The organism is Flavobacterium niveum (assembly GCF_055231775.1).
In genome coordinates, this window is record NZ_JBUYSX010000004.1 from 504620 (window position 1) to 525779 (window position 21160).

The window sequence follows — 21160 nt, forward strand, 5'->3', positions numbered from 1 at the left end:
GGCTAAAGATTTACTATAAATACTGCTGAATAGTTTGAAACAGTTTTTACCTTACGAAGGTTAATAGGGGCGCCATTTGAGTCAGTGCCGGTAATTGTCATTTCTGTTTTACCGTTTAATGGGTTTTTTCCGGATATAACAATTGCGTAAGTCCCGGGGCCAAGGGGTACAATTTGCTTAAAAGACAATGGGCTTCTTATAATAATGTCATCATCATGCGAGTTTGAATCCCGGTCAATAAAAACTTCAATAGGTACGGGGGCAACACCGCCGGATACCTTTACTTCGATTGTTATCATAACTACAAACATTTAAACTTTTACGCCTACTCTTACATTCCGTTTTCGGCTTCCCGGCAATCGCGATTTGTTATATCAAAGCAACAATAAATCAATGGGTTACAAAAAATAATGTCGTGAAATGCGCGAAATGCAGCGCCAAATGTTAAAAACGTTTTAGTAAGAATAATAGCTAACTGTCATAACTTCAGTTTTTTAATTTCGGGAATAAAAAAAGCCACCCTAAGGTGGCTTGTATAACGGCTGCAAGTGTAAGTTTTAAACTACATTCACTTCGGCTTCTATCTCTATCCCGAAATTCTCTTTTACGGTGTGCTGTATTTTTTCAGAAAGGTTCAGCAGGTCCTGGCCGGTAGCGTTGCCGTAGTTAACCAATACCAATGCCTGGCGGGCATGTACACCGGCATCGCCAAAACGGCTGCCTTTAAAACCGCTCTGCTCTATAAGCCAACCGGCAGGTACTTTTACTTCGGTATCACTCACTACATAATGCGGCATGGCAGGGTGCTTTACGTACAGCGTGTCAAACTGTGCCTTGCTTATTACCGGGTTTTTAAAGAAGCTGCCACTGTTGCCCAGTTCTTTCGGGTCGGGCAGCTTGCTGCTGCGTATTGCAATTATGGCATTGCTTACATCTTTAATGGTAGGGGAGGTGATGTTTTTCTGCGTAAGCTCGGCTACAATATCGCCGTAGGCTGTATGTATTTTATGGTTTGCCTTAGTAAGCCCAAACGTAACCGATACTATAATATACTGCCCTTTCAGCGCGCCCTTAAAAATACTTTCCCTATACCCGAAGTGGCATTCGGCAGTGGTAAAGGTGCGTAGCGTTTGCGTGCTTATTTCCAGGGCTTCGCAGCTTACCATGGTGTCTTTTATTTCTACGCCATACGCGCCAATGTTTTGTATAGGTGTAGTACCCACATTGCCGGGTATAAGCGACAGGTTTTCTATGCCGCCGTAGTTTTGGGCAATGCAGTACTGTACAAAGCTGTGCCAGTTTTCACCGGCCATGGCTTTTATATTTACGGTGTTTTCGTCTTCGCTTACTACAGTTATACCCTTAAGGTTTACATGGATAACCAGTGCATCTACATCCTGCGTAAGCAGCATATTACTGCCGCCGCCCAGTATAAACAGCTTTTTGCCCTGGTTTTCTTTCAGCACGGCAGCCAGTTCCTCAACGGTGGTTACCGATACAAATTCTTTTGCATTGGCGGCTATGCCAAAGGTATTCAGGGTTTTAAGCGGATAGTCTTTTACAATCTCCATTTCGGGGAAAACATATTAATTGGTGCTGCAAATGTAGGGTTTTAACCTTCGGTAGTAAGCGCACGGTTTAAAAATTCTATCAGCGGCTTTAGTACTATCAGCTTTTGGGCAGTGTCTTTTACAAAGTTTTTGCTTGTAAGCTCCTTTTGCGGGATTTTTGTGGTAGCCAGGTAGCTCTTCAGCTTCAGCAGCTCTATGGCCGGGTGGGTTTTGTCAAAATCCTTCGGAGCCGATTTAAGCGCCACATCTGCGCCGCGCTCTAAGTCACCGTATATTTTCTTGAACTCAGACTCTGCGAGTATGGCGTCCAGTTCCTCGTAGAAACCGTCTATCTCACGGCGTACCTTTTTAAGGTCGGCTGCTTCAGGCCAGTACAACCCGCCACCTGCAAAGGCTGCACCCGGTTCTATATGAACGTAGTAACCTGCAAGGTTGGTGTTCTTTTTGCCCTCGCACATCCAAATACCGGCATGGGTTTTATACGGTGTTTTGTCTTTGCTGAAACGCACATCGCGGTGTATGCGATACGAACAGTCTTTAAATTCAAGCTGTTCCAGTGTATCGTCCAGCGGCTTCATTTCATCCAGGAAAGCCTCTATGGTTTCACGGTATTCGTCTTTATAAAGTTCGTAGCGGTCCTGGTTCGCCTGGAACCACTCGCGTGTATTGTTTTCCTTAAGGTCGGCCAGGAATTGGAGTGTTTTTTCTGTTATCATAGATAATATGAATTTCAAATTTAAAGATACGAATAACCAAATAACCACATCACCGCATTACCCAATAGAAAAAATCTTATAGCTCTGGTGGGTGTCCTTTACTATGGTTTCGGTACGGTCGCTATGGGTGTCGCTTATAAAAATCTGCCCGAACACCTTATCGTCTATCATCTGTACGATGCGGGCAACACGGGTTTCGTCGAGCTTGTCAAAAATATCATCAAACAGCAGTATGGGCAGTACGCCGCTTTGCTTTTTCATGAACTCGAACTGCGCCAGTTTCAGGGCAATGAGGAAGCTTTTTTGCTGCCCCTGCGACCCAAATTTCTTTATCGGGTGGCCGCCAATTTCAAACAGCAGGTCGTCTTTGTGTATACCTACACTGGTGTATTGCAGTACGCGGTCGCGCTGCAGGTTTTCGTCGAGCAGGGTAAGTAAGTTGCTGTTGTGCAGGTGGCTGTCGTATACCAGCGCCACATCTTCGGCGGCATCAGTAATGGCCCGGTGGTGCTTGTTGAATATCGGCACAAACCCGTCTATGAACACTTTACGCTTTTCATAGATGTGCTGTGCCATGCCGCTCAGCTGTTCGTTGTATATATATAAGGTGTCGCGGTCGAACGTGTGGTTCAGGGCAAAGTACTTCAGCAGGGCATTGCGCTGCGACAGTACTTTCTGGTAATTGATAAGTTCCTGAAGGTAAGCGGCATCAAGCTGGGAGATAACACTGTCAAGGAATTTACGGCGCGTTTCACTGCCTTCTATAATAAGGTCGCTGTCGTATGGCGAAATCATTACCAGTGGTATAAGGCCCACGTGTTCGCTAAAGCGGTCGTAAATTTTGCCGTTGCGTTTCAGTACTTTTTTAGCGCCCTTTTTCAGGCTGCACACTACCTGTTCGCGGCGGCTGTCTTTTTCAAAGGTGCCGTCTATTACAAAAAACTCTTCGCCATGGCGTATATTCTGTACTGCCAGTGGGTTAAAGTAGCTTTTTCCGTATGCAAGGTGGTATATGGCATCGAGCACATTGGTTTTACCCACGCCGTTGCGGCCGGTAAAACAGTTTATCTTTGGGTCAAACTCATAAGCCGCCTCGGCAATATTCTTATAATTAAGGAGTGATAAGCTTTGTAGGTGCATTATAAACGGTGCTGAATATGAAAACTTTCTGCCAAAAGGCGCGGTTTTTTTCACATGCTGCAAATTATTGAAAAATATCCATAAAAAGGTATTTTAATTTTCAATAAAAATTTTATTTTTGCGCTCACTAAAATAAAATAAATGGCTACATACAACAAAAGAGGATACAAGGCGCCGAAACCCGAAGAGGAAAAAGAGGCAGTAGAAGTAGAACAACAGCCGGTTGAAGAAACATTTGACGGTAACAGTACTACGGCTAACGTATTTAACTCACTTGATGCGGGCGCTTCTAAAACAGAAGAATGGGTGGAAAAGAACCAGAAGACTATCTATGTAGTGCTTGCCGCCCTTATAGTTGTTGTAGTGGGCTACCTTGCCATAGACAAAATTGTTATAACCCCTAAAGAGGAAGATGCTGCTAACGAAATGTTCCAGTCAGAGCAATACCTTAACCAGGCGCTTGTAGCAGAAAAGTCTAAGGATTCATTATTTAACCTTGCGCTAAACGGTGGTGAGGGTAAATTTGGATTCCTTAAAATTATTGAAGAATACGATGGTACCGATGCGGCTAACCTTGCACATTACTTTGCAGGTACAGCCTACCTTAATACAGGTAAATACAAAGAGGCTGTAGAGCAACTTGAGAAATTTGATGCTAAAGACGACGGCCTTAAAGCTTCGGCTATAGGTGCTAAAGGCGATGCTTACGTACAGCTTGGTGGTAACGCTAACCTGGAGCAGGGCCTTAAGTTTTACCTTGATGCTGCTCATGTAAGTGATAACGATTTGTTTACACCACGTTTCCTTTTTAAAGCTGCGCAGGTTGCTGAAGCACTTAACAAGAAAGCCGATGCGCTTAAATATTACACTGAAATTAAAGACAAATACAGCAACTCACAAGAAGGTATGCTGATAGATGCCTACATAGCGAAAGCAGAATAAGCATGGCTACAGAAAATAAGAATTTATCTAATTACGATAAAAACACAATCCCAAACACGAACGGACTTCGGTTTGGGATTGTTGTTTCAGAGTGGAATGAGAACGTTACAGGTGGCATGTATAAAGGCGCTGTAGCGGCCCTGCTGGACAATGGCGTGCCGCAGGATGCTATTGTAACCTGGAACGTGCCGGGCAGCTTTGAGCTGGTGTACGGCGCTAAGAAAATGATAGAAACCCAGAATGTAGATGCTGTAATAGCTATAGGCAGCGTTATACAGGGCGAAACCAAACACTTCGATTTTGTGTGTGAGGCGGTATCCCAGGGCATAAAAGACCTTAATGTACTTACCGATGTGCCGGTGATATTTTGCGTGCTTACAGACAATACTATGCAGCAGGCTATAGACCGCAGTGGGGGTAAGCATGGTAATAAAGGTACTGAGGCTGCTATTGTGGCTATACGCATGGCACACCTGCGTAACTCGGTGTTGTAATTTTTGGCAAGAAAAATTACGGTTTACGCTGCCGTAAGAATTTTAACCAAATTGTTATATTAATATTTATCTAAAATATAGATAAACGCTCTATTGCTTGAGTTAGAAACTTTTGGAATTTTGTCAGAAAATAGTATTTAATTGATTTATTTTTTGAAAAGTACATACTAATATCCCTGAATAGTAGGATTTTGCATAAAAATCTTACATGTTAATAAGAAACGTAAAAATACCCCTCTGAGGGTATTTTTTTTTAGCCATTCTTTTAATAAGTTTATCCTGTATAAAATGACGTCAAAAAACCACAAATTTAAATGGGCGGATCGATGTCTTCACATGGGGGTGTGATTTATACAATGACCATATTCAATTTATTGTTACACGTTGTTCTGAAAGAGTAGCTCTTTAGGGACAGGTCTTTTACAGGCTTGAGTTCCTTACAGGGGAAAAGTACGCGCTTACCTGAACGGTGAAACTGTACCCATCTTTTTAAACAAAACCATTTTTGGCATGGGATAATTACGTCCTGTTTGTGCCGGGGGAATGGTCTGCTTTTTTGCAACAGCTTGTAATAAACTAAACGGATAAACCGCCGGTGTAATAGCATTACACTGCGCGGGGTGGGAATTATTAGTTTTTACAAAAACAGAAACCATGATATTTAGAAACTTTAAAACGTCAAATGCATTTGGCAGGCACGTAGTGCTGCTATTTATGCTGGCCATTGCATGGCCTTCCTGCGCGCAGGTAATTGTAGACCAACAATCTTTTAGCGGAAGCACCATCCCATCTGGGTGGACCGGTAACAATATTATTGTTTCGGGCGGCTACGCTAAGTTTGCCACAGTAGGCTCATCGCTTACAACGCCCTCTTATAACCTGTCTGTGTACGGCAGTGTTACGCTTTCCTTTGAATTTGCCAATGAAACCGCTACCGATGGTGGCCCTATCAGTATAAACGTATCTGCCGACGGTGGTGCCAGCTGGAATGCCCAGACTATGGTAACGCCATCTGCAACAGGGGTGTTCTTTGTAAATTATTCAAGCCCTGTTAACGTATACAGTAATGATGTGAAGATAAACTTCAGCAAACAGGGAGGTACGGGCCCGCTGAAATTCCGAACATTTAAAGTTCAGGGTGTATACCAGCCACAAATGTTGCTTAGTGGCAGCCTTGCCGAAGACACTGTGGCTGGTGCTACGTTTGTGGCAGAGCTTACGGTAGGCAACTACGCACCCACACTTAATAAAAACTACTTTTCACTTGTAGGTGCCCCTTCGGGTGTGAGCATAGCAAGTGTTAACAGGGTTTCAGATGTGCAGGCCATAGTAACACTGGCTACTAACAATGCCGATTTTGATATTAACCAAAACGTAGGCCTTAGTATTGCTGCAAACCAGACAGTACAGGGATTTGCTACTACATCGTATAACACAATACCACTACTGGCACACCAGGAAAGTATATCATTTACCCCTATAGTACGTAATGCGCTAAACTATATAGAAGGTGACGGGCCTTCTGTAGCCAAAACGTTTTCTATAGCCAGTGCCGATGTAACACCGGGGCCGGGTACACTTACCATTTACGGTAATACCTATTATGAGGTTTCTACAGCCGGGCCTACTACGGGCTTTGGCAGTACAGCCACATTAACTTACGACAGCAGCAATACGTTTTCTACCAATGTGTTTTATGTGCGCCTGAAGGCCGGCCTTGCTGCCGGTGCCTACAACGCCCAGTCTATAGCCGTGGTAGGTGGAAAAACTAACGTGCAAATGGCGGTAAACGGTAAGGTAATAGGCAGCAGTATTACTAACGATACCTGTGCTTCGGCAGAAACACTGGAATCTTTTAACGGTAATATAACCGGCACACTTGCAGGCAGTACGTACACTTCGCTTACTGCCGGAGATGGTGCCAAGGATGTTTGGTATAAATTTTATGCCTCATGCCCGGGTAACTACAGCATAACGCTTACCGGCTCTAACGGTAATGCTGATTTATTCCTTTTCAATACGGCTTGTCCTTCATCGCTGCTAAGTGCGGTAGCTTCGGCACAAACCACGGCGCAGACCGAAACCATAGAATATTTTGTGCCACAATCAGGCAACTACTTTATAAGGGTAGCTGCAATGGACTCGCAGGCAGAAGAAGACTTCCTTTTAGATTTCCATAAGTTTATGGAAGCGCCCCTTGTTAGCGTGGGCGGTACACTAAGCGATATTACTACATCATCGGCTACTATACACGCGGCCCCACAAGTAAGCTGCGGTACATTTGGCTACGGTGTAGAATACAGCCTTGTAAACAACTTTGCCGAAGGTACAGGTGCAATAGTTACCGCTACCGGCCTTACCGGTGGTAGTTATGCACTGTCGCTTACCGGCCTTACGGCAGGTACAACATATTATTTCCGTGTGTGGGAAACCGGCCAGTACGGTATAGGCTACGGCCCGCTGCAAAGCTTCACCACGGTACAAACCACACTGGGCCAGCTGGAAATCCCGGCACCTATAGCGCAGCTGCCTACAAACGTAACCATAGGTTCGTTCAGGTCGCGCTGGTTCTATGCTAATGATTATAACTTTAAGCTCGATGTAAGCACTTCGCCTACATTTGATACTACATTACTTTCAGAAAACTTCAGTGGCTTCTTCGGCAGCGGTACCGTGCAGGTAAACCTACCCGATGGCTACTTCCAGCAAAACGGCTGGAATGTGGAAAACGTATTCAGCGGCCCGGATAAGGCTATAGTGGGTAGTGAAACCCAAACAGGTTCGGTAACTACTCCTTTGTTAGACCTTTCGGCAGCAAGTGGCGATACGTTTGTTACATTCGATATACAGCGCTATGCAACTGAAATTACAAAAGTACAGGTGTTGTATTCTATTGATGGCGGTACTAACTGGCAGCAGTTGGGTCCGGATCTTTCTGTGGCCGATGCAGCACAAAGTTTTGTATTGCCAATAACCGGCGGTACAAATGTTTCTAAAATCAGGATACAAAGTGCAGGCTCTGCGCCGGGTAAAAGGTTTTACCTGGACAATGTTGTGGTAACTAATTTTACAGGTACTACGTATAATATGACCTATGCCAGCCTGGTGTCTACTGCGCAGAGTGCAGTAGTAGGCGGTGCAGATGGGCTTATATTCACCCGTTCTGTAAATTCGCTGCCTTCGGGTACGGCGTTCTTCTACAGGGTAAGGGCCGAAAAGCAGGGATTATATTCGGTACCGTCTGATGTTATTACCATAAACACACTTGCATACAACATACAAAACGGAATCCTTTATGTAAGGAAAGGTGAAACCGGTACAGGCGAAAGCTGGACAAATGCCGTGGGCGAACTTGCCGATGCGCTGTATACTGCAAAAGTACTTAACGAAGCTGCCCCAAATACCGTAAGGCAGATATGGGTGGCTACCGGTAAGTACAACCCTATGTACAGGCCGGATAACTTTAGCAATGCCGACCCTGCCGACAGGGACAATGCCTTTACGCTTGTAAAAGGTGTGTCTATCTACGGTGGTTTTGAAGGGTATGAAACCTCTATAAACAACAGGCAGCACATGCCGTTTACCAGCACAAGCGGCGAAGCCATACTTAGCGGTAAAATAGGCGAGGAGGGTGATTTTGACAACGCTTACCATATTATAGTAGCACCGGGTCTTGGAGCCGATTCGGGTGTGGTGGTAGATGGTTTTGTAATACGCGATGCCATGACAAACGGTACCGGCCACATAACCAGTAACGGATACGACCTGCAACGCTACAACGGTGGCGGTGTATATAACATAAACAGCGGCTACGAACTGAAAAACAGTATTGTGGAAATCAACATAGCTACCGGAAACGGAGCGGGTATCTACAACGAAAACTGCGGAAGCAGCATGGTAATAAATACCGTAAGGGTGAAAACCAATACGGCCACATCGGGTGCGGGTATTGCAAACGTAAACGGTTCGCCGGTAATAAAATCGTCTGAGGTAACCGGTAACGTAGCTTCGGCTTCGGGTGGCGGTATATATAATGAGTCGTCATCGGCAAACATAACAGATACTTCGGTTTCTCAAAACACAGCCATTTCGGGTGGTGGTGTGTATAACATCCATACGGGTGCTGTACTTACTAATGTAGTTGTTTCTACAAACACAGCTGATTATGGCGCGGGTGTATACAACGCGGTGTCTAACCATACCCTACTAAACAGGGTGAGGATTAAAAATAACTCAGCCAGCCAGCAGGGTGGTGCACTATACGTAGAAGGCGATGGCGAGTTGCAGGCCAGCGGTACCGATGCTTTTGTTAACTGCCTTATTACAGGTAATAACGCAACAGACAAAGGTGGTGCGCTGTATTATGTAAGTGGTAACGATGCTCAGTTTTCGGGTATTACTGCCGGTCCTGTGTTTACAAACTGTACGTTTGATGCTAACACTGCCGGTGCGGCAGGTGGTTTCTACTATTACGATAACCAGGGTGCTGCTGTAGCCCCGGCGGTTTTCAGGAACTCTATAATTATAAACGGTACAGGCAGCTTTGTAGATGCCAATGCCAGCAGCGGTGTAGATGCCACCATATTCAGGGATGTGCTAACAGACCAGGATTCATTAGGGCATAACTATAATACAGGTAACAATATGTTATCGTCTAACCCGCTTTTTACTAATGCATCGCTTGAAGTTTATGAGCTTGATACCGACAGCCCTGCGGTTAACGCAGGTACTACCGAGTATTATGCAGGCGGTATAGTGCCAAACCTGTATGATATTACTACAGACTATGCCGGTAACGAAAGGGTATACGATGGTTTTATAGACCTTGGTGCCTACGAGTGGCAGGATGAAACACCATGTCTTTACGAAACCGTTTGGGATGGTACCTCATGGAGCAATGGCGAGCCTGACTCTATAGCATATGCTGCCATATTTGAGGGCAACTTTACATCTACCGAAAGCCTTACAGCATGTAGCGTTACCGTGAACACCGGTATTGTAAACATACAGCCGGGCCACAACCTTAAAGTAAAAGGCGCCGTAATTGTAAATACAGGTGCGCAACTTAACATACAAAATAACGCTGCACTGGTACAGGTAAACAACGTAAACAACACCGGCGCTATAAGCCTGGTGAAAAATACCACACCACTATACAGGCTTGATTATACTATGTGGTCGTCTCCGGTAGAGGGGCAAAGCCTTAGCATGTTCTCTCCGCTAACTTCGCCAAACAGGTATTACGAATATAAGTATGACTTTGACGGTACCGAATGGAATGAGGCCTACTGGCCGGTAACCGGTGGTACTGTCTTCAGTAAAGCTAAAGGTTACCTTATAAGGATGCCAAACGTTTTATCTACGCCGGGTTATGTAGAAGGTACTGCTTCGGTGGTGTTTACAGGTACATTTAACGGTAAGCCTAACAATGGTAATATAACAGCTAACCTTTCTACATCGGCCGGGCGTTATACTGCTGTAGGTAACCCTTACCCATCTCCTATAAGTGTAGCCGATTTCTTTGCGGCAAACAGCACTGTGCTTGATGTGGCTTCGCCTATCTATTTCTGGAGGAAAAAGAATGATACTAATGCTACCAGCTATGCTACGCTATCGCTTGCGGGCTATGTGGCAAACCCTGCATTAGGTGGTGGTGCCGGCCAGGCACAGTTTTTCACCGGGCCTACTAATACCTGGGTGCTTTCGCAGGGGCAGGGCTTTATTGTAAAAACCAAATCAGGCCTTGCTACGCCGGTGCTTAGGTTTAACAACAGCATGCGCCGCCAAACGCCGGGTAGCGTACAGTCATTCCTTAAGTCGGCACAGCAGGATGCTACAGTTGCAAAAGTATGGCTTAATATTTTTGCCGAAGACGAAGTAACAGCAGCACAAACAGCCGTTGTATACATGGATGGTTTAACCACAGATATTGATTATGGCTATGACGGACGTTCGTTTAACGAAGGTAACGTACAGTTGTATTCTATTGCAGCTGCCGAAAACCTTGTTATACAGGGCAGGCCTTCGTTTGAAGTTTCTGATATAGTGCCGCTGGGATACAAAGCAGCCACGGCAGGGCAGTATAAAATAAGCGTAGACCATGCCGAGGGTATATTTACCCAGGGGCAGGCGGTGTACCTGAAAGACAACCTGCTTAACAATGTACACGAAGTAAGTGCAGGCGAATATACATTTACTACTGAGGCCGGAACATTTAACGACAGGTTTGAGATTGTATACTCGGCATCGGCGCTTAGTGTAGATGATGTTACCGCACCACAGCTAAACGGAGTTATTGTATACAATAATAATGGAGTGGTGAGTATAAATGCCGGTACACTAACCATACAGGATGTAAAAGTCTATGATATACGCGGCAGGGTAATACATACTGCCAACAATATTAATAATACACGTGCACAGCTACAGGGGCTTGCTGCACAGCATGAGGTGCTGCTTGTAGAGGTAGTAACCGATAAAGGTAAGACGACGAGGAAAATAATTTTTTAAATAATCGTCCGTTCTGTTTTTGTTAAATACCGGCTCCCCGTAGGCCGGTATTTTTTTTGTTTTTAAGTTAAATTTAAGTTTAATAGCTGTTTTATAGAGTTTTATGTGTTTTGGGTATGTTGTAAGTGTTAAAATTTAGATCCTTTAAATTGGTTATATGTTAATTTTAACATATTCATTTTTGAGATATGTTAAAATTAGTAATTTCCGAAAACGATTTAGTTATAAAAAAAGTAAAAATCAGCGACTGAGTTAAATTACTGTGTTTTATTGTTATTTTTAAGTTAAATAATCAAAATAATTTAGCTTAATGGAAAAAAACTACAGAAAAACACATTGTTTTGGGCGTTTTCGGGCGCGACCGGGCAATGTGCTCAGTAAAAAGATTCCCTGTTTTGGGAATATGTATGGCTTTTGGGTAGCCTTATTTTTATTGTGCAACCTTGCAGTTAATGCACAGGTTTCGTACAACCAGGCTTTTACGAGTGGTGTTGCCTCATGGACTGGGGCCAGTGCCGCCCCTACCGGATGTACCGGTGGAGGTTTAAGGGTTAACTTGTATAGTTCAGTTCCAAGTGCTACGTACACTTCACCTTCGGTAGGTACCTCTAACGGGGGGCTTATTACCATGAGTTATAATTATAGAGTAATTAACTGGTCGGGTGGCGGTGCTACGCCTGCTAACTTTGGTACATTTAATGTGCAGTATGCATCTTCGGCATCAGGTCCGTGGACAACTGTGCAAACCATAGGAGGCAGTGGGGTTGCCCACGTTCCGTCTACTTCATGTGCTGCCAAAACGGTTACATTTACACCACCAACAGGTGCGCTGTTTGTAAGGTTTGCTGCTGCATGGACTGCCGGGGATTATTACCTTATTTTTGATGATGTTGTTTTGTCGCAGGGTGCTGCGCCAAGCTGCCAGGCTCCTACTTCGCCTACCATTACATTAACTTCGCCTACGGTAGGTAATGCAAGCTGGACTGCGCCTTCAGGTTCGCCTTCCGGGTATGAATATTTTGTAAGTACTTCGGCTACACCGCCTGCAAGCGGCACGCCAACCACAGCTACATCTGTAACAGGTATCAGCCTTACGCCATATGCTACAAATTACCTGCACGTACGTACAGATTGTTCGGTTACGTTTAGTGCATGGAATACCGGCTCATTGTATGTAGGTTATTGTACGCCGGTTACTTCGGTATCCGGGTTTTATTACCTTACCAATGTTTCAACCAGTAATGCCATGACTAATATCTCTAACTCCAGTACCTATGGTACAGGGTATAGCGATTACAGTGCCAGCCAGGTGATAAGCCATTATGCGGGCGGTTCTTTCAATATGACATTAACTGCATATTATAACAGTTATAACTTTTTTTATGTATGGATAGACCTGAATGATGACTTTGATTTTAGTGATGCCGGCGAAACACTTGTTAATGGAGCCAGTGTTGCCAGTAACAGTACCACCCAGGCTATTAATATACCTGCCGGCTTAGCGGTAGGTAACCACCGTATTAGGGTGGCTTACAGTTATTATACTACAGGTCCCTGCAATACCTCAGGTGTGTATGGGGAGTATGAAGACTATACACTTAATGTAGTTGCACCGCCAAGTTGTGCACCTCCGGTAAGTTTAAGTATAGCTGCAACATCTACAACTACCGCTACGGTATCGTGGGCTGCGCCCGCAATAACTTCGCCGGTGGGGTATCAGTATGTATTAAACACAACGGCTGCAGACCCGGTTTCGGGTACAGGTACTACAGCTACTTCTGTAACCGGTGTACCTATTACTTTTGGGCAAACGTATTACCTGCATGTGCGTAGTATGTGTTCGGGGTCAGAGAGTACCTGGGCTACATATTCTACATACTTAGGGTATTGTGTTCCTGTTATCTCTTCAGGTTGTACAGACGGCGACGTAATAGCGCGTGTAATACTTAATACGTTAGATAATAACTCAGGTACGGGCTGTCCCGGTGGCCTTTCAGGATATTCTGATTATACAACAAACGAAGCTTTAAGTACAATACTACAGGCAGGCGCTTCCTATAGCTGTACGGTATATGCCGGCCAGTACACTGAAGGCTACGCCGCCTGGATAGATTATAATGACGATGGTATTTTTGATAATGCTACCGAACGTATCGGCTACTCAAATGGACAGGTAACAGGTAGTGGTTCCGTAGGGGTTTTGGGTTCTTCGGCTTCATTCCCTATCGTATTAGCCTGTAACCCACCTGTGGGAGAACACAGGCTAAGGGTAAGGGCGGTATTTGCTACAGATGGTGTAAATATTACTCCATGTGGTAACGTTACTTATGGTGAAGTAGAAGACTACAAGATAAAAATTTCTGCTGCAGATCCTTGTCCTGCACCTACGGCGCTTTCAGCTTCGGGTGTTACATCGTCAACTGCAACGCTTACCTGGAATATCGGCTGTGCCGAAACCCAGTGGGAAATAGCTATACAGGCTGCGGGCACAGGTACGCCATCAACAGGTACACTGGTTAGTGCTAACAGTTATGCGGCTTCATCGCTAACACCGGGCACTGCTTATGAGTATTATGTGCGTTCGGCATGTACACCGGGCAGCCTTTACAGTACATGGGCAGGGCCTTATGCCTTTACCACACTGCCACCGGCACCAGGCTGCTCACCGGCACCAATTTACCCTACCGATGCTGCTACTGCAGTGCCGGTTGTAGATGGTGTTATTAACTTACAGTGGCAGGTACCATCAGGCACTGTAACATCTTATAATGTGTATGCAGGTACTACAGCGGGTGCGCTTACCTATATTACTAACGTAGCTACAAACAGTATACAGCTTACGGGGTTTGCATACAGTACTACATACTACTGGCGTATAGTTCCTGTAAATACAGGTGGTACCGCTACAGGTTGTAGTGAATGGTCGTTTACAACCCAGGCTATGCCTGCGAATAATGTATGTAGTGGCGCTACATCGCTTGATGCGTTAACGTCGCCATTAATGTCTACTACAGCAGGGTTAACCCATGATTATACCCTGAGCTGTTATGCGGCTTCTACAGCACCCGATGCTTTTTACACTATAACAGTTCCGCCATACTATACGCTTAATATAGGGCAAACATTTAATTCCTACGACTCTGTAAACGAAGTGTTCTACGGAAGCTGTGCATCGCCTACACTTATACAGTGTTTTAACGATGGTGATTATACTACTGTTACGTGGCAAAATACTACAGGTACAACGCAAACTGTGTATTGGGTACAAAGTGGCTATGGTGCTACTTCAGGCCAGTTTACACTTGCCTGGACCCTTACAGCCCCGCCTGCGTGTGGTGCCCCTATAAATGTTGTTGCCGATCCGCAGTCGCTTACTACAGCCGATTTAAGCTGGGCGCCTTCAAACGGTACGGTAACAGGGTATGAGTATGCCGTAACCACATCGGCTACACCACCGGCTTCGGGTACAGCTACTACAGATACCTCTGTAACAGGATATACAGGTACTATAGATACTATGCACTATCTTCATGTAAGGGTGGTGTGTGATTCGGGCAACAGTGCCTGGACTACGGTTTCATTTTATCTTGGATATTGTATACCGGTTACAACCTATGGTTGTGCTGATGGCGACGTAATAGCACGCGTAGTGCTTAATACGCTTGACAATGATTCGGGTACGGGCTGTCCGAGCGATCCTGACCCTACTGATCCGAGCTGGGCCGGTGGCGACCAGGGAGGGTACTCTGATTATACAACAGACCCTGCTTTGACTACTACCTTACAGGCAGGAGGAAACTATGCATGTACGGTATATGCAGGCCAGTATGATGAAGGTTATGCTGCCTGGATAGACTATAATGATGATGGTGTTTTTGATAATGCTACAGAGCGTATCGGATATTCTGACGGTATGGTTGAAGGTAGTGGGGAAGTAGGTGTGTTAGGTTCATCTGCATCGTTCCCTATATACCTGTCGTGTACGCCACCTGTGGGCGAACACAGGCTAAGGGTGCGCGCTATGTTTAATGTTCCGGGTGTAAACGTAACACCATGTGGTAATAATGCCTATGGCGAAGTAGAGGATTATACTATTACCATTTCTGCACCAGATCCTTGCCCTGTACCGCATAACCTTGCTGTAACCGGTACGTCAATCACCACAACAGCAGCTACACTTACATGGACGCAAGGCTGTGAAGAAACCGCATGGGAGGCTGCCATAGTGGCCTTTGGTGCCGGTGCGCCTACAGGTGCAGGTACTGCGGTTACTGCAATGAGCTATAGTGCTGCAGCACTTACGCCAAACACTACTTACCAGTTTTATGTAAGGTCGGTTTGTGAAGAGGGAGTAAGCTACAGTACATGGGCAGGCCCTATAAGCTTTACCACAAGGCAGGTTAATGACGTGTGTAGCGGGGCTATTTCTCTAGATGCACTTACATCTCCGCTTACAGGAAATACAACCAATGCTTCAGATAACTTTACGCCTGGTTGTACTTTCTTCCCAGGAAATGACCTGTTCTATTCTGTAACGGTACTTCCGGGATATACACTTGATATTTCTCAGGATAGTGACTTTGATACTGTTATTTCGGTATTCTATGGTAGTTGTACTACACAGACTTCAATTACATGTTTTGATGATCCTAACGATACGGTTGTGTCATGGACAAATACTACCGGCATAGCACAAACGGTGTACTGGGTAGAGGATGGTTACGACGGAGAATCAGGAGATTTCACTCTTTCGTGGACGCTTACTGCGCCGACCTGCTTTACCTGGACCGGTGCTACCAGTACTGACTGGAATACAGGTTCTAACTGGTGTGGCAGCGTAGTACCTACAGGTGCAGACGATGTTGTTATAGCAAACGTAACTAACGACCCTGTAATTACTTCAGGTGTTGTATACGCCCATAACTTAACACTGGGCGCCGGTGCTACCCTAACAGTGAGCACAGGTGCTACCCTTAGTGTAGACAACATACTGTCGGTAAACCCTACAGCAACGTTAACCGTACAGAATAATGCAGCGCTACTACAAGGCGAATCAACCGTAACCAATGCAAACAGCGGTAACATTACCCTGCACAAAACAAGCAACCCGTTGTACAGGTTAGACTATACACTATGGTCATCACCGGTAACGGGCTGGACGGTAGGTAATTTCTCTCCTGCCACGTCAACAGGACGTTTCTATGAATACCTGTACACTACAGCAGATGTAGGCGCTTACTCGCCGGTACTAGGTACAACAGGCTTTACTGCGGCCAAAGGTTTCCTTATCCGTATGCCAAACGTACTGAGCGGCAACGTAACAGGTACTACAGGAGATTATATCACTACCCCTGCCGAATACATAGCAGGCAGCGATAACTACCTCTTCGACGGTATCTTTACCGGTGCGCCAAACAACGGTACAGTAACCTACCCGCTAAATAACGACGGAAGGTTTACCGCCATAGGTAACCCATACCCATCGCCAATAAGCGTAGTGGAGTTCTTTGACGGAAACAACACGGTAATTGATGTGGCATCGGGTATCTACCTGTGGAGGAAGCGCAACAACAGCGCAAGCTCATCATACGCCACGCTAAGCCAGGCAGGTTATGTGGCTAACACAGCAACGGGCGGCGGCTCAGAGCAGTCTGTTTACTTCAGTGGTAATGAAAGCGGCTGGACACTGGCAGCAGGACAGGGCTTCTTTGTGCAAACGGCATCATCTGTAACATCAGGTTCGGTAACCTTTACCAACGCTATGCGTACCACATCGCCGGGTGCTGCACAAGGCTTCTTTAAGTCGGCCGGAAGCAGCGCATCGCGCCTGTGGCTGAATATGGTAGCTGAAAACGGCACTACAAGCCAAACCATGGTAGGTTATTTTGACGATGCCACCCTGGGCCTTGACTATGGTTTTGACGCGAAGAAATTTACCGAAGGCAATACCGTAGCGTTCTACTCATTAGCCGAAACTACACCTCTTGCCATACAGGCAAGGCCGGGCTTTGAAGTGGCCGATGTAGTGCCGATGGGCTTCACTGTGCCAAGCGCAGGTAGCTTTACGGTAACCCTAGACCACGTAGACGGCCTGTTTGAAGACGGACAGAAAATTTACCTTAGGGATAATGTGGAAGGCATAGTGCGCGACCTTACCCAGCTGGACTACACCTTCAGTAGTGAGGCGGGTACCTTTGAAGGGCGTTTTGATGTAATTTACACCACTACAGCCCTTGGCACAGACAACCCTGTGCTTGATGCCAACCAGGTAATTGTATACACCGAAGGCACAACAATAGGCATCAACAGCGGTAACGCCATGATGGAGAATGTTACCATCTTCGATATACGCGGACGCAAACTGTTCAGCCAAAGCGGCATCAACAACACAGAGCTGAAAATAAGCAGCCTTACTGCAGAGCAGCAGGTACTTATTGTGGAGATTGATACTGTAAACGGCAAAGTGAGCAAGCGTATCGTGTTCTAAAAACGGCTGTTTTTTAAGTTAAGCATTTATACCCAAAAAGTGGGCCTTCCCTGCAACAGCAGGGGAGGCTTTTTTTGTGTCAAAAGTTTAGTCAGGGGAATATTATGTGATTTTTAAGAAATTTGTGTTAAATCAGGTAGGATTGTTTAGAATATACTTGTTCTATATGCGTTAATACCTTTGTGTGTTATATATATTTAACATAATTTTAGCGCAAAATTTATCCGGTTGATGAAAAAAGTTACCTTGCTGTTTGCTTTAGTTGCTTTGGCCCAGTGTTTTACGGCCTTTGCAGCAGAGATAAACCCACCTTCCCCCGCCAAAAAAAGAGTTGTTTACGCCCCGGTAAACGACGATTGTGCCAATGCTACAACGCTTACCGTAAATACCGGTGCGGCTTGTACATCGGTTACTACGGCATCATTTACTGCTGCCACCTCTTCTACAGAGCCGCTTACGTCGTGTTCTGCCATAGACGGAAAAGACATTTGGTACCAGTTTACTGCTACTGCTAACTACCACAGTATAGGGCTGTCAAACTTTACAGGTACAGCACAGCCTGTAATTATGGCGCTGTATTCCGGCGATTGCGGTTCGCTTACACAGTTGTATTGCAGCGCTAATAACGTTATTAATGCTACAGAGCTTGTTATTGGGCAAACCTATAAACTAAGGTTGTTTTTTAACCTTGCATCGCCAAGCCTTGCCACTACATTTAGTATTTGTGTAAACACACCTTCGGTTTCAAACAACCAGGATTGTTCCATCACCACTATAAACTACAGCTTTGAAACGCCTACACTTCCTACAGGTAACGGGCCTTCATTCTTTAACCACAACATAGTACAGGGATGGCGTACTACCGCTAACGACCAGATTATGGAGTACTGGCCATCACCAAGCTACGAAGGTGTTTCGGCATACAACGGTACACAATATATAGAGCTTAATGCCAATGCTAACCAGGGTACCATGGGGGTATACCAGGATTATGCTACGCCGCAGCCGGTGGTATTTACCTGTAAGTTTGCCCACCGTGGCCGTATGGGTACCGATACCGTAAAGCTATTGGCCGGAGATGCATCGCAGCCTATTACAACATATACTACGGTTACCCAAAAAAGTACAGGCAATACGGCCTGGGCATTTTACGGTGCCGATGGTACAATTACCTATACCGTACCTGCGGGCCAAACGGTAACACGTTTTTATTTCCAGGCGGTGTCTACATCAACGGGAGATACCAGTGTGGGTAACTTCCTTGATAATATAGAATTTACAGCGACTAACATCATCATCACCCAAAACCCGTATTACATGGGTTGTGGCGAACTTGCGCTGGATATAGAGGCTACAGGTTTCGGTACATGGAGCGCCCATGCCGACAACCCTTCGGCTACTACTTTTGCCGACCCTAATTCACAAAATACAACCGTTTCAGGATTTTCTGTACAGGGTACCTACTATTTCGATTGGGGTACCAATAACTGTATTAGTACCCTGGAGGTAGAGTATACCGGTGCCGAACCCGCCGAACCACAGGTTACAAACGTAACCTATTGCCAGGGACAAACCGCTGTACCGCTTACCGCTACCGGAGAGCCGGGTGCTACCATTACATGGTACTACGGAGGAAACCAATACGACGGTACCGGGCCTACGCCAAGTACTGCAAACCTTGGTACACAAACCTATTATGTATCGCAAATGAATGCTGCCGGTTGTAGCAGCGTACCGATACCGCAAACGGTTACCATTACATCGGGCTTCAACGCGGTTACAGGTTTTACGCTTCCTGCCAATGCCTGCGCAGGCGGCAATAACGTAACGCCTACAACTGCATCGGGCTTTACTACAGGCGGTACCTACACGGCAACACCTGCCGGGTTGTCTATAAACCCTTCAACAGGAGAAATTACTGTGGGCACCAGTACGCCGGGTACGTATACCGTTACTTATTCGGTAGGCTCAGAATCGTCAACCTGTATTGTGGGCGGAAACAGCAGCGACACCATAACTATAGATGCCGCACCGGCACTGGTTAATGCTACCCCGCTTGAAGTATGCGACAATGATTATGACGGGCTTGCGGTGTTTAACCTTACCACTGCAGGTAACCAGGTGGCAAACGGAGGGAACTTCACGCTTACCTATTATACGTCGCTTACCGATGCACAGGCGGGTGGCAATAACAACATAACTACCCCTGCTACGTACACTTCTACCGTTGCCAATACACAAACGGTATATGTAAGGGCGGTAGAAACCGGTAACACTACAAACTGCTACGCCACAAGGCCGATAGAGCTTATAGTACACCCTAAGCCTGCGGTGCCTGTAATGACCAGTTATGCACTGTGCGACGACCCTGCAACTACAGGCAACGTTACGGTGTTTAACCTTACTACAAAAGATAATGAGGCTACAGCCGGTGTAAGCGGGCTTACTGTTACATACTATGCCAGCCAGGCTGATGCCGAGGGGCCTGCTAATGCTATAGGCAATACCACTACATATACCAATACAAGCACACCACAAACCATTTGGGTAAGGGTACAAAACAGCGAAGGGTGTTTCAGCATCGGTTCGTTTAACCTTATTGTAAACCCGCTTCCTGTGGTTAATACTGCCGTTACAGCCTACAGGCTTTGTGATGACGGTACAGGCCATGCTACTTTTACGCTTTCGAGTAAAAGCAATGAAATTACGAACAACGCATCGGGCTATACGGTAACGTATTATGCGAGCCAGGCTGCTGCAAATAGCGGAACGCCACAGCTTGCTGATAGCTATTATTCTGCCAATGCTACTATTTATGCACGTGTGGTAAATAATAGTACCGGCTGTGTTAACACTACCAGCTTTGCCATAGAGGTTATTGCAAGCCCTACGGCTACGGCCCCTGCCGATGCATTTATTTGTAGTAATGATACCTATACGCTTCCTTCCCTTACAGAAGGTGATTATTACACCGGCTCAGGCGGTACAGGAACTATGCTTGCAGAGGGAGATACTGTAAATACCACTCAAACTATATATGTATATTCACAGGTTGGTACAGGAGCTACTGCATGTTCTGCGGAAGACAGTTTTGTGGTAACGGTATATCCACAACCTACAGCCCCGGAGATTGCCGACGTAAGTTCATGCCAAAGCTATGTGCTGCCTGCTATCACCGGCGCGGTTTACCGCACCGCTACAAATGGCTTAGGCATCCAGTTATTCCCGGGTGATATACTGACACAAACCCGTACGGTTTATGTATGGGCACAGACAGGCGATGCCAACGTAACGTGTACA

General features: G+C 45.7%; 9 protein-coding genes. 5 read left to right on the forward strand and 4 right to left on the reverse strand.

Going from position 1 to position 21160, the window contains the following annotated elements:
* Nucleotides 1-2: 2 nt before the first annotated feature.
* The 4 genes from ACZIX4_RS13000 to recF form a co-directional block, all read right to left on the reverse strand.
* A complete protein-coding gene (locus tag ACZIX4_RS13000; RefSeq protein ID WP_463336070.1) occupies nt 3-299 on the reverse strand; it encodes a hypothetical protein in 297 nt (98 codons plus the stop codon).
* 258 nt (nt 300-557) lie between these two features.
* Nucleotides 558-1571 (reverse strand): UDP-N-acetylmuramate dehydrogenase, encoded by a 1014-nt coding sequence (gene murB, locus ACZIX4_RS13005; RefSeq protein ID WP_463336071.1) that lies wholly within the window; start codon nt 1569-1571, stop codon nt 558-560.
* A 41-nt stretch (nt 1572-1612) separates the two neighbouring features.
* Nucleotides 1613-2287 carry a DUF2461 domain-containing protein gene (locus ACZIX4_RS13010; RefSeq protein WP_463336072.1) on the reverse strand — a complete coding sequence of 225 codons (675 nt, stop codon included), beginning with the start codon at nt 2285-2287 and terminating at the stop codon, nt 1613-1615.
* A gap of 57 nt (nt 2288-2344) precedes the next feature.
* Nucleotides 2345-3427, reverse strand: a complete 1083-nt coding sequence (gene recF, locus ACZIX4_RS13015; RefSeq protein ID WP_463336073.1) for a DNA replication/repair protein RecF — start codon at nt 3425-3427, stop codon at nt 2345-2347.
* A 141-nt stretch (nt 3428-3568) separates the two neighbouring features.
* Between recF and ACZIX4_RS13020 the strand changes: the two genes are divergently transcribed.
* The 5 genes from ACZIX4_RS13020 to ACZIX4_RS13040 all read left to right on the forward strand — a co-directional run.
* Nucleotides 3569-4369 (forward strand): tetratricopeptide repeat protein, encoded by an 801-nt coding sequence (locus tag ACZIX4_RS13020; protein WP_463336074.1) that lies wholly within the window; start codon nt 3569-3571, stop codon nt 4367-4369.
* 2 nt (nt 4370-4371) lie between these two features.
* Nucleotides 4372-4863: a 6,7-dimethyl-8-ribityllumazine synthase gene (gene ribH / locus ACZIX4_RS13025; protein WP_463336075.1), complete on the forward strand. Its 492-nt coding sequence runs from the start codon at nt 4372-4374 to the stop codon at nt 4861-4863.
* Nucleotides 4864-5517: 654 nt separating this feature from the next.
* A complete protein-coding gene (locus ACZIX4_RS13030) occupies nt 5518-11373 on the forward strand; it encodes a T9SS sorting signal type C domain-containing protein (RefSeq protein ID WP_463336076.1) in 5856 nt (1951 codons plus the stop codon).
* Nucleotides 11374-11683: 310 nt separating this feature from the next.
* Complete coding sequence (locus ACZIX4_RS13035) at nt 11684-17860, forward strand: GEVED domain-containing protein (protein WP_463336077.1); 6177 nt, start codon at nt 11684-11686, stop codon at nt 17858-17860.
* 231 nt (nt 17861-18091) lie between these two features.
* On the forward strand, nt 18092-21160 hold a 3069-nt coding region (locus ACZIX4_RS13040), incomplete at its 3' end, for an Ig-like domain-containing protein (protein WP_463336078.1).

Bases quoted from the DNA above. Each gene is read 5' to 3' on its own strand.
- ACZIX4_RS13035 (WP_463336077.1), top strand. From the start codon at position 11,684: ATGGAAAAAAACTACAGAAAAACACATTGTTTTGGGCGTTTTCGGGCG.
- ACZIX4_RS13030 (WP_463336076.1), top strand. From the start codon at position 5,518: ATGATATTTAGAAACTTTAAAACGTCAAATGCATTTGGCAGGCACGTA.
- ACZIX4_RS13010 (WP_463336072.1), bottom strand. From the start codon at position 2,287: ATGATAACAGAAAAAACACTCCAATTCCTGGCCGACCTTAAGGAAAAC.
- recF (WP_463336073.1), bottom strand. From the start codon at position 3,427: ATGCACCTACAAAGCTTATCACTCCTTAATTATAAGAATATTGCCGAG.
- ribH (WP_463336075.1), top strand. From the start codon at position 4,372: ATGGCTACAGAAAATAAGAATTTATCTAATTACGATAAAAACACAATC.
- murB (WP_463336071.1), bottom strand. From the start codon at position 1,571: ATGGAGATTGTAAAAGACTATCCGCTTAAAACCCTGAATACCTTTGGC.
- ACZIX4_RS13020 (WP_463336074.1), top strand. From the start codon at position 3,569: ATGGCTACATACAACAAAAGAGGATACAAGGCGCCGAAACCCGAAGAG.
- ACZIX4_RS13000 (WP_463336070.1), bottom strand. From the start codon at position 299: ATGATAACAATCGAAGTAAAGGTATCCGGCGGTGTTGCCCCCGTACCT.